A 12,105-nucleotide genomic window follows, 5' to 3' on the forward strand; every position below is an offset into this window, starting at 1 on the left:
CACGAATATTTTCCTTTGATTTCCAAAAAGGAATATCGTAGAAATTATTTTAAAAATTTCCTACATAATTATTTTAGTAATAATTATATGGCTTTAACATCCTTTTTTACAAAAGAACAGGATTTGAGTTTACAAGAGTTGGAAGCCATTAAACAGCTTATAGATGAACAGATAGAAGAAAAGAAAAAGTAATTAAAACAGACAAAGAACATGGATTTCTTATTTATATATTTAATCAAATCGGCACTGAGCTTAAGTATTCTATATTTGAGTTATGAGTTCCTTTTTAGAAAAGAGGCCTATTTCCGCTTTAGCAGAATTTTCCTCTTATCCTCTGTTTTTCTAGTGATTTTTTTACCTCTTCTTCCCTATAATGCCGTTTCTGTTTTATCAAAAACACCATTCACTCTCGGCGAAATAGTAATCTATTCTCAGCTAGCACATTTTACTTTGGACGAAGTGGTAATTAATGCGAACAGTCAACCCGATTACTTTTTCAGCACCTTCACCATAGGATCTACACTTCTAACAATCTACATTTTAGGAGTCATCGTTCAATCCTTACTCTTTATCTTTCGCTTAGTGCAGATTCAATCTTTAATAAGAAGATCTAAGACTATGAATTCGAGTGGACTTAACTTTGTATTTGCAAAAAAGGGTTCTCCTACCTATTCTTTTTTAAAGTGGATTTTTGTAGATCCTGAACTTTTTGAAAAACCAACTGATTTCTCTGCTATCGTCGCACACGAAAAAATACATGCAACAGAAGGTCATACTTACGATCTTATTTTAGCCGAACTATTAGCTATAATCCAATGGTTTAACCCTTTTGCTTATTTACTAAAGAAAACCATTAAGGAGAACCACGAATACATTACAGATCAAAAAGTAATTACCAATTATCAAGACTCATATGCTTATCAATTATTACTTCTAGAGCATTCAAGTATAATTAAATCAAACAGTTTAACCCATAATTTCAGTTACTCACTATTAGAAAGGAGATTAAAAATGATGAAAAAAACTAAACACAAATTAGGTTTTAGCCTGAGGCTTATAGCAATAGTCACTTCCTTAGTATTAACTTTTTTTGCTTGTTCAAGCCCTGAAGAAAACGCAGAAAAAGCAACAGAAAAAGCAACTACTAATACAGAACAAATATTTATGGTAGTAGAAAAGATGCCCGAATTTGTTGGTGGGGAGCAAGCTATGTATAAATATATAGCCGGAAATATTCAATATCCTGATCAGGCAAAAAAAGACGGAATTGAAGGTCGAGTATATATCAGTTTTATTGTTGAAAAAGACGGCAGAATAAGTAAGGTAGAAACTATGAGAGGCATTGGTGGAGGTTGCGATAAAGAAGCATTACGAGTTATACGCAATATGCCAAACTGGATTCCGGGAGAGCAAAGGGGAGAAAAAGTTAGAGTTCAGTACCGCATGCCTATTAAGTTTACTTTAAGTGGAGCAAAAAATGACAAAGAAATTACTGATGATAGCGATAATCAACTATTCCAAGTTGTAGAAAAAATGCCCGAATTTACAGGAGGAAAACAGGCAATGTACAAATACATTTCAAATAATATTAAATATCCTAAACAAGCCAAAACAGAAAATATACAAGGAAAAGTATTTATTGAATTTATTATTGAGAAAGATGGTAAAATTAGTAATGTTAAAGTAAAACGAGGTATTGGGGGCGGCTGCGATGAAGAAGCATTACGAGTTATACGCAATATGCCAAGCTGGATTCCGGGGAAACAAAGGGGAGAAAATGTTCGGGTTGTCTATACAATCCCAATAAAATTTAACCTAAACTAAAAGCATACCGTTAAGACAAAAAAAGCCTGATAATCAAATGATTATCAGGCTTTCTGTATTAAGTATAGGCTAAAATTAGATAACTTTAACGTTTACTGCATTTAGACCTTTTTTTCCTTCTTGTAACTCGAATTCTACTTCGTCGCCTTCGCGAATCTCGTCAATTAAGCCAGAGATATGTACAAAATGTTCTTTGTTTGTTCCTTCTTCTTTAATGAAACCAAAACCTTTGGTATCGTTGAAGAACTTTACTGTTCCTTTATTCATTGTTAAAAATTATAATATTAATAAAGCGCAAAGATAAACTTATAAATAACAATCGAACGCTTTTTTGTTAAAAAAAATGATGAAATATAAAATATATTGCATTTAAACAGCTTTTCATTGAAAATCTGCATACTACAAAAAGCAAAAGTATAACTAAAATACATTGTAAGCATATTTGTAATTACAACTCCATTATATTTATACTCTTTTCATACCCAATCCATAATAAAACACAACAATTACAATAATTTCGCATAGTCTTTTGAGCGACTGTAGTAATTATTTACCTTTATATTGTATAGAGAATATAATTCGCATTCCCAATCGTTAACTAATGAAAATTTTCGACATCAAATTTCAAGAATACATTGAGCGCACCAATTTTTATATAGCCTTTACCTATGCTTCACTTTTTAACCTTGATATTTGGTTAATCTACCGAAAGTCTAATTTATAACAATTTAATTATGTGATTATTACAAAAAAGCACATTGATATTAAAGCTTTAATTATCAATCAAAATATCACACAAAATTAAGTCAGCAAAATATTTGCAAAGCACAAAGCCTTCCGCTATCTTTGCAAGGTAGAATTTAAATAGAGCTTATGGAAGACGCAAGTATTTTGATTTCTGGGATTGAATACAAAATCAAGGTGCTAGTCGAGAACAACAAGGCCCTTTTTGAAGAAAACGCAAAATTAAAACAGCAAAATTTGGAGTTAAATACTTTGGTTCAAATGCAAAAAAGCGAACTAAAATCTTTAGATGACAAGCTTGCTATTTTAAAAGTATCGAAAACCTTTGGTTCGGATACTGATAGGCAAAGTGCCAAAATCAAAATAAACGAACTAGTGCGGGAAATAGATGAATGTTTAAATCTTTTAAATAAATAAAGATATATGGATGAGTTATCAATAACAATTAATATTGCCAATCGTCCTTATCGTTTAAAAATAAAAAAGGAAGAGGAGGAAACTCTTAGAGCATCTGCTAAAAAAATTGAATCTTTAACAAAGGAATATGCGAAAAATTATCATTTTAACGATTCGCAGGATTTAATAGCAATGGTGGCTTTACAGCTTGCAAACAACTCAACTTCATTAGAAAAACAAATTACTTATCGCGACACAGAGATGACAAAAAAGCTGAAAGATATAGATGAGTATTTAAATGAAAAAGTAAAGATTTAAACACGTTCTTTGAATAAAAATTTACCGCATAATTCAACTTGTTTGTAAACTCAACATTTTACAAATTAGGGTAAAGCTTAGTGGATTTAAAAACAGGCCTCAACCTTCGGGTTTCATTTATTTGAACAGTGGACGTTTGACAATTCCGGCACCCCTATACGTGTCGTATTGGGGTTTACTAAACTCCGAATTATGCGGTTATTTTATATCCCGACTACTAAAAAAACTAAAACAATGGAAATTTTAACAATGGTAGCTATTGCTTTGGTTTCTCTGGGAATTGGCTTCTTTATCGCAAGTTATTTTGTGAAAAGAGCTATGGAGCGCAAAAGCAATAACATTTTAAAAGAAGCTCAGGAAAAAGCTGAAATATTAAAAAAAGAAAAAATATTACAGGCTAAAGAAAAGTTTCTACAACTAAAATCAGAGCACGAAAAGTATGTGCAAGAAAAAAATAACAACTTAAATAGAGCAGAAAATCGTATTAAGCAAAAAGAAACAGCACTTAACCAAAAACTTGAAGACGTAAATCGTAAAAATCGAGAAATTTCTTCTATTAGAGAAAACCTCACAAAACAGTTAGACATTTTAAGCAAAAAAGAAGCTTCTGTTGAAAAAATGCATGCTCAACAACTGGAACAATTAGAAGCAATTTCCGGATTATCTGCTGATGAGGCTAAAGAGCGAATGATTGAAGCCATTAAAGACGAGGCTAAATCAGATGCAATGGTATATATCAATGATATTAAAGAAGAAGCAAAATTCACAGCAAATCAACAGGCAAAGAAAATCGTAATAGAAACCATACAACGTACTGCTGCTGAATACACTATAGAAAATACCGTTTCTGTTTTTCCTTTAGATAGCGATGAGGTAAAAGGTAGAATTATTGGACGCGAAGGTCGTAATATCCGCACTATTGAAGCAATGACAGGAATAGAAATTATCATTGATGATTCACCCGATGCTATTATTCTTTCCGGATTCGATCCCGTTCGCAGAGAAGTAGCACGATTATCTTTACATAAACTGGTAACCGACGGTCGTATCCACCCTGCTCGTATTGAGGAAGTAGTAAATAAAACTCGCAAGCAAATTGAACAAGAAATTATGGAGACGGGTAAGCGTACGCTTATCGATTTAGGTATCCACAATATGCATAACGAATTAGTTAAAATGGTTGGAAGAATGAAATACCGTTCTTCTTACGGTCAGAACCTATTAATGCACTCCATTGAAGTTGCTAAACTAAGTGCTACTATGGCGGCTGAACTGGGTTTAGACACCAAAAAAGCTAAGCGTGCCGGTCTTCTTCACGATATTGGAAAAGTACCGGAAAATGAACCCGATTTACCTCACGCATTATTAGGAATGAAAATGGCTGAGAAATTCCGCGAAAGTGCAGAAATTTGTAATGCCATTGGTGCTCACCACGACGAAATTGAAATGACATCTCTCCTATCGCCTATTGTTCAGGTTTGTGATGCTATTTCCGGTGCTCGTCCCGGTGCTCGTCGCGAAATTGTAGATGCTTACATTCAACGTTTGAAAAAGTTAGAAAGCATAGCTTTAGAATACGAAGGTGTGGTAAAAACATACGCTATTCAAGCTGGTCGTGAACTACGTGTAATAGTTGGAGCCGAAAAAGTAAATGATAATCAAGCAATGGAATTGAGTTATGATCTCTCTAAAAAAATCCAAGAAGAGATGACTTATCCGGGACAAATTAAAATCACAGTTATTCGCGAAACAAGAGCAATTAACTACGCGAAATAAATCAATCTGCTGCTTTTTCAAATTTGAAAAAGCAGCAGATTTTATTTTAAAGCTATGTTACGAATAATCAAATCATTACTAAAACAGTATGTTTATTGGTTGGTAGTTTTCGCATTTATGCGTTTAATCTTCATACTAAGCTATCTGCAATCAATACTATCAGAAAACGTTCCTTTTAGTGAAATTCTATCAACATTCTATTACGCCTTAAAACTTGACGTAGCAACTGCTTCATATTTTTTAATTATACCATTTTTCATACTATTTATTCAAAGCCTGTTTAGTCCACCCTGGCTAAATATAGTAAACAAGGCTTATACGGCTATAATGCTCTTCGCCTTCATTTTAATAAACACAATAGAATTAGGGCTCTATGCCGAATGGAAAGGCAAATTAACATATAAGGCACTCAGCTACTTAGACCATCCAGATGAAATCATAAACTCGGCCGAAACAGGACAAACTATTTTACTAGTTTTACTTTTAATAATACTAACAGCTGCCGGTATTTACCTTTATAACCGCTATTTTTTCACAGCCATACTTCGCATAAGAATTAAGCTCATTAACTCCATACTATTTATTTTACTTGTACCAGGTTTAATGCTGATTTTAGCCAGAGGTGGAATACAAGGAATCCCTATTAACCAAAGCCAATCGTATTTTTCTAAGCATCTTATTTTAAATAATGCAGCCACTAATTCGGCATTTAATTTATTTATTAGTATAAACGAAAACGTAAAAAATATTAATACAAATCCGTTTATCGAAATGCCCTTTGAAGAGGCGAAGCCGATAGTAGAAAATTTATTTGCACGAAAATCGGACAGTATTCCTGAAATTCTCAATCAAAAAAGACCAAATATTGTATTGCTAATTTTAGAAAGCTGGTCGGCAGACCTAATTGAAACCCTTGGTGGAGAACCCGGAATTACTCCGTTCTTTCATTCTTTAGAAAAAGAAAGTTTACTTTTTGATAATGTTTACGGAAGCGGCCCACGTTCCGAACAAGCAATGGCATCAATATTTAGTGGCTTTCCTGCTCATCCAATTTCATCAATAACTGTTCAGCCAGACAAATATCACGGTTTAGCTAGTTGGGTACATATTTTAAATAATGAAGGTTATAAAACGTCATTTTATTTTGGAGGACAACTAATTTATGGAAATATAAAAAGTTATATTTTATACAATGCTTTTGATAGAGTAAAAGAAGTATATGATTTTAACCCTAAGCTTCCTCAAGGTAAATTAGGTATTCACGATGAATATACTTTGATGGAAATGGCCGATGACTTAGATCAAATGAAAGAGCCATTTCTTTCTGCTTTATTCACCTTAAGTTCTCATTCGCCTTACGATCAACCAAAACCTAAAGTTGAAGTATTACCTTGGGGTGGCAGCGAGCGCGATTATATTAATGCCGCATATTATACCGATCAAAGCCTGAAGAAATTCTTCGAGAGAGCTAGAAAAACCAAGTGGTTTAAAAATACTCTTTTTATTATTGTTGCCGATCATTCACACAGCAGCTATCGCAAATACAATATGCAACAATCCGAATATCATAAAATTCCTCTCATGTTTTATGGTCCGGTTTTAAAACCTGAATTTAGAGGCAAAATTAATACACATTTGGGCTATCAGCCCGATTTGGTTGCAACCCTTTTACCACAAATAAATCTTGATGCATCAGCATTTTATTGGAGTAAAAATTTATTAGATGATAGTACCAGTCAGTTTGCATATACTGCTTATGAAGAAGGATTTGCTTGGCTTAGACCAACGGGTCAGATATCATACGAAAAACGATTCAATTATTATTACGTAAATACTGTTCCAAAAGCGCAATTTGATTCTATAAACAAAGAGGGAAAAGCATTCCTACAGGTATTATTCCAAGATTATATGGATCGTTAATGACCATTTATCAACTCACCGAAGATATTAGCTTTCCAGACCCGGAACTAGCCAATAACGACGGACTTTTAGCCGTCGATGGTGATTTAAGTTCAGAACGAATTCTTTCAGCTTATTCGCAAGGAATCTTTCCTTGGTATTCAGAGGGATCTCGTTTATTGTGGTGGTCGCCTAATCCACGACTAATTTTATATCCATCGAAAATTAAAATATCAAAAAGCTTAAAACGCACTATTAACAGCAAAAAATATATCTGTAAATTTGATACAAACTTTGAAGCCGTAATAAATGGATGTGCAAATATTACACGAGATGAAGATAACGGAATATGGTTAGTTGATGAAATGATAGAAGCATATACAAAATTACATAAGCTAGGTTACGCCCATTCAGTTGAAACATATTACAATAAAGAATTAGTTGGCGGGCTTTATGGCTTATCATTAGGTAAGTGTTTTTTTGGCGAATCAATGTTTTTTAAAAAAAGCGATGCATCTAAAGTAGCACTTTCGTATCTTTGTCGAGAACTAAAAGCTATGGGTTTTTATTTTATTGACGCACAAGTAGAAACAGATCATTTGGTTCGTATGGGTGCGCAAAAAATAAAAAGAAACAATTTCTTAGAATTGTTAGATCAAGCTTTAGAACACCCAACTTGTGTGGGTAAATGGACAAAAGAAATATAAAACAAAAATAATCAATAAATAAACAAGCAATGAGTTTTGAAATTAGTGGAAAGTTAATTGAAAAATACGATACAGTAGTTATAAGTGATCGATTTAAAAAAAGAGAATTAGTACTTGAAAAAAAGGAAAGTACTCCCAACGGTTTTGAATATGTAGAAACTATCAAATTTCAATTAACTCAAGATAAGTGCGATATGCTCGATTCTTTTAATGTTGGAGATGATATTACAATTCAGTTTAATATTAAAGGAAAACGTTGGGAAAAAGATGGCAGAGTGTCTTATTTCAATAATTTGGATGCTTGGCGTATTGAAAAGCAAAACAACAACCAAACTACGCCTCCTGCTTCAACTGAGGTTCCTCCTGCTTCAACCGAAATTCCTCCTGCTGAATTAGATGAGTCTGATGATTTACCCTTCTAAGACAATCTGAATATTTTAACTTGCTGCATTTAGTTACGCTAAATGCAGCAATTGGTAATTAGAACTATTATACTTATACAGAACAAGTTTTAGATCAAGAAAAATATTCTTTCATGTAGTGGAACAGGGTAATCGCCTAAATTTTTCTCTCAGTTTTACTATAAGCAATCTCTTTTAGGTCCATACACCTTCTCAAAGATAGCGGTTTAATGCCATTTAAACAGACATTTAGCTTTGCTTTATCAGGTAGAAAATAAAACAATTTCTGAGCTGAAATATTATGTTTCTACGGCACTTCTTTTATTATTTGAATTCACATAGTTAATTTTATGATTGCTATTTTTACCCAAGCCTTATCCTTACTACTCGGGAATCAATGAAAAAATTCTTTCGCTAAAAAAATAACTAAAGATTGAAATAAATTTTACAACACATAATGTGATAATAAATCCTAATTATCAATACATTAAATAAGCTGTCAGAATTATAAAAAACGTAAAGGCATATAATATCTCTAAAAACGGCAATAAACTTCAAAAAATAATCAAATTTCAGATTTAGCTTTGTTTTCAAATAAACACAGATTGAAAAACAAACTTATTCTTTTGTCTTTAGTACTTATAAGTACTATTGCACAAGGACAGCAAAGCAAGACCTTTTTTGTTGTAGACAAACAAAATGGGAAACCAATACCCTATTCTACAATTTGCATCCAAAATATTAATACTAAAACAAAGGAGTATACAATTGCAAATGAGAATGGCAAGGTTGAAGTATCCTCATCAGGAATTGTCGAACTTTCAATATCATCTGTAGGGTACAAATCCTACAAAAAAACGGTAGATCTTTCAGTATTAAACAAAGTAAAATTAGAAACAGACATTTTTGCTCTAAACCAAGTTGTAGTAACCGGACAAAATAGGCCGATGCTTCGCGACAGTTCCATTTATTCTATTAAAGTTTTCGATTCCAAGCTAATACAGCAAAGAGGAGCTATTAACCTCGCAGATGTTTTAAAAGCACAACCATCAATAAAAATAAATCAGAGCGGAACATTTGGAACCAATATTAACATACTTGGACTTGGGGGTGAAAATGTAAAAATAATGATAGATGGAGTTCCGATAATAGGACGCCTTGACGGCAAGCTTGATTTAAGTCAAATAACAATGGAGAATGTCGATCATATAGAAGTTATAGAAGGTCCTATGTCAGTTATTTATGGAAGCAATGCTCTTGCTGGCACCATAAATATCATTACCAAGAATAATAAATGGAATAAATTAGAAGTGAATGCCAACACCTATATTGAAAGTCCCGGAACCATTAATACTAACTTATACACTTCTATTAAAAAAGCCAATAATATTTTTACTTTATCAGGAGCAAGGAATTATTTCTCAGGAACTTCATACGAAGATTCTAGAGCTTCAAAATGGAAAGGAAGCGAGCAATATATTGCCGAAATGAAATATAGTCGCCAAAGGGAAAAATATACTTTTAGTACAACTACCAAGTATTTTAACGAATTTATGAAAGATAAAGGAGCTGTATTTGGCGAAGGTAGTCCAACACCTTATGCATTCGATATAAATTTTTATACAAAACGATACAATCTAAATGGCTTTTTGGATATAGAGCACAAAAAAACTATGCAAACCAATATCCAATCTTCTATTTCTTATTTCGACAGAGTGATGCAGACGGTTAGAAAAGATATGACAGATTTGAGTGAGATTCCAATATCTAACGATACCACTACTTTTCTAAATTTTATGACTCGGGCAACTTTTAATCACACTATAAACGCCAAACTTTCTTATCAAACAGGTATTGATTTGAATACTGAACAAGGTAGCGCAAAACGTATTATTGGTGGAACTAAGAATATTGGCGATTATGCAATATTTATCACAAATAAGTATCAGCTTCATTCAAAAATAATTATGCAAACGGGTTTGCGATATGCGTATAATACAAAATTTACATCTCCCCTACTTTATTCTATTAACTTAAAATTAAACCTCAATAATAATCTACAGGCAAGAGTATCTTTTGCTAAGGGATTCAGATCACCTACTCTTAAAGAAATGTATCTCGATTTTTCACATGCCGGTTATAATATTAAAGGGAATCCTGATCTTCAGCCCGAATATTCACATTCACTAAACGGATCTATAGAGTACACTTACAGGCATAATGATGCATTTCTATTTAAAACCGAATTAAAAGCATATTACAATAATATTATCGATAAAATAGGTTTTGCCCTTGTCGACAGAACGGAGAATACAGAAACTTGGATGGATATGAATAAGGGAAATGTAGAAACTTTAGGTTGGATAGCAGATATCACACTAAATATAAATACCCATTGGAACTTCAATACAAACTATACTAGATCGGGAATTACTAATCTTAATTTCGAAAACGATAATTCTTCAAATAAGTTCTTTTATACCGATAACTTTTTAGCATCTCTAAGCTATACAAATCCTAAATATGATTTGAGTACACGCATAGAATATTCTTTTAGAGGAAAAGAAGCCATTGATTATTTAGAGGAAGGAAATCTTTCACTATATTTTGTTGACTCCTATAACGATCTAAATATAAGCCTGACAAAATCAGTATGGGAGAAAAGAATAAACATTAGCATTGGAGCTAAAAATTTATTCGATAATACAGATTTACCAATTATTGAAAGTTTAACAAGTGGAGATTATTCAATTACACAAGATAAGCAGTTATTGAGTTGGGGAAGAAGCTATTTTATAAAAATAAATTTAATTCTATATAAACATTAAACACTATTAAAATCATGAAAAAATTATTTACACTATTATTTATTGTTAGTATAGGTCTTGTATCCTGCGAAAAAGAAGAGACCATTGAACCCAAAGATTATACTACATATACTGTAAACGCAAATATGAATAGCGAATTGGGTAAACTAATTCCAAAACTCGATCCAAATACAAGACAGCCTATGCTAGATGACGATGGAAATCCACTTATGGAAAATCAATATTTCTATTCAGTACAGTATTTATTTAATTTAAACAAAGAGGCTTTAGTCCCCGTAGTAAATTCTGAAGATTCATATATTGACTTTGTAATACCTGTAAACCCTGAATCTAATTTAACAGAAATGACAACAGCCGATGGATTATGGCAAATTGCCCTAACCCAATATATGACAGAAATTCCTTACCAAGAAGGAGAACAAACTTTATATATGCAATATCCAACAGTTGGTGCTTTAATAAATACCCAAGCTAATATAGAAGTTGCACATATAGAGGATGAAAACTTTGAAACTATTACTTTAGACATAGCAAAAAACGCAAGCTATAGTACTGAAATTGACGCAATAGGCTATGAATGGAAAGCAATAGAGTTTAGCACCTATACTTACCAAGTCATTGAAGACAACTATTTTTTAATAAAAATTAGTGAAGATGAAATCTTCAAATTACGTTTCTTAGATTTTTATAATGAAGAAGCAGAAAAAGGAAATATCAAATTTCAGTTTCAATTACTTCAGTAAAAGCCATAAATATAAATCTCAACTATAACATATAAAGTTGGGATTTATTTTCAATTTATAAAGCAACCTCATAAAACGTTAAATAAACAATCCGTGAAAAAATATTGAACACAGTATGAATTGATTTTAAGCACTTATAGCATCAGTTGTGAATTGCGTTGTTCATATAATAATTTGAATATTTTGGTATTCACGAGCGCTCCGGCAACTGACGGAGCGGTTCGATTTGTATCTTTGAATTGAAGCGTAGCGGAAATCTTGAACGCCTTTAAAATAAGCAATCCGTGAAAAAATATTGAACACAGTAAGAGTGCTGCGTGTGTTTCATCATCTTTAGTTGTGAATTGCGTTGTTCATATAATAATTTGAATATTTTTGTATTCACGAGCACTCCGTCAACTGACGGAGCGGTTCGATTTGTATCTTTGAATTGAAGCGTAGCGGAAATCTTGAACGCCTTTAAAATAAG

Annotated in this window: 11 protein-coding genes; 10 read left to right on the forward strand and 1 reads right to left on the reverse strand. The window is 32.4% G+C overall.

What is annotated here, in order from left to right:
* The coding region (locus tag J7K39_00005) for a BlaI/MecI/CopY family transcriptional regulator (protein MCD6178263.1) at positions 1-192 on the forward strand (192 nt) is incomplete at its 5' end.
* Between the two features lie 18 nt (positions 193-210).
* Positions 211-1,824 carry a M56 family metallopeptidase gene (locus tag J7K39_00010; GenBank protein MCD6178264.1) on the forward strand — a complete coding sequence of 538 codons (1,614 nt, stop codon included), beginning with the start codon at positions 211-213 and terminating at the stop codon, positions 1,822-1,824.
* Positions 1,825-1,899: 75 nt separating this feature from the next.
* Here J7K39_00010 and J7K39_00015 read toward each other — a convergent pair whose 3' ends face one another.
* The gene (locus tag J7K39_00015) at positions 1,900-2,091 is read right to left on the reverse strand and encodes a cold shock domain-containing protein (GenBank protein ID MCD6178265.1); all 192 of its coding nucleotides are present in this window, start codon (positions 2,089-2,091) and stop codon (positions 1,900-1,902) included.
* 606 nt (positions 2,092-2,697) lie between these two features.
* On the opposite strand from J7K39_00015, the gene J7K39_00020 reads away from it, so the two are divergent.
* The 8 genes from J7K39_00020 (at position 2,698) to J7K39_00055 (ending at position 11,636) form a co-directional block, all read left to right on the forward strand.
* Entirely contained in the window at positions 2,698-2,985 is a 288-nt protein-coding gene (locus J7K39_00020) for a hypothetical protein (protein ID MCD6178266.1), read from the forward strand.
* 6 nt (positions 2,986-2,991) lie between these two features.
* Positions 2,992-3,282: a cell division protein ZapA gene (locus J7K39_00025; GenBank protein ID MCD6178267.1), complete on the forward strand. Its 291-nt coding sequence runs from the start codon at positions 2,992-2,994 to the stop codon at positions 3,280-3,282.
* Positions 3,283-3,516: 234 nt separating this feature from the next.
* A complete protein-coding gene (gene rny, locus J7K39_00030; GenBank protein MCD6178268.1) occupies positions 3,517-5,058 on the forward strand; it encodes a ribonuclease Y in 1,542 nt (513 codons plus the stop codon).
* Between the two features lie 54 nt (positions 5,059-5,112).
* Positions 5,113-6,978 carry a sulfatase-like hydrolase/transferase gene (locus J7K39_00035; protein MCD6178269.1) on the forward strand — a complete coding sequence of 622 codons (1,866 nt, stop codon included), beginning with the start codon at positions 5,113-5,115 and terminating at the stop codon, positions 6,976-6,978.
* Positions 6,978-7,664 carry a leucyl/phenylalanyl-tRNA--protein transferase gene (locus J7K39_00040; GenBank protein MCD6178270.1) on the forward strand — a complete coding sequence of 229 codons (687 nt, stop codon included), beginning with the start codon at positions 6,978-6,980 and terminating at the stop codon, positions 7,662-7,664. Before J7K39_00035 ends, J7K39_00040 begins: the two co-directional genes overlap by 1 nt.
* Positions 7,665-7,693: 29 nt before the next feature.
* On the forward strand, positions 7,694-8,086 hold the full coding sequence (locus tag J7K39_00045; GenBank protein ID MCD6178271.1) for a DUF3127 domain-containing protein: 393 nt from the start codon (positions 7,694-7,696) through the stop codon (positions 8,084-8,086).
* 584 nt (positions 8,087-8,670) lie between these two features.
* Positions 8,671-10,893: a TonB-dependent receptor gene (locus J7K39_00050; protein ID MCD6178272.1), complete on the forward strand. Its 2,223-nt coding sequence runs from the start codon at positions 8,671-8,673 to the stop codon at positions 10,891-10,893.
* A 14-nt stretch (positions 10,894-10,907) separates the two neighbouring features.
* Positions 10,908-11,636 carry an HmuY family protein gene (locus J7K39_00055; GenBank protein MCD6178273.1) on the forward strand — a complete coding sequence of 243 codons (729 nt, stop codon included), beginning with the start codon at positions 10,908-10,910 and terminating at the stop codon, positions 11,634-11,636.
* The last annotated feature ends 469 nt before the right edge of the window (positions 11,637-12,105 follow it).

The sequence above is a fragment of the Bacteroidales bacterium genome (assembly GCA_021157585.1).
In the GTDB taxonomy this organism is placed as follows: domain Bacteria; phylum Bacteroidota; class Bacteroidia; order Bacteroidales; family UBA12170; genus UBA12170.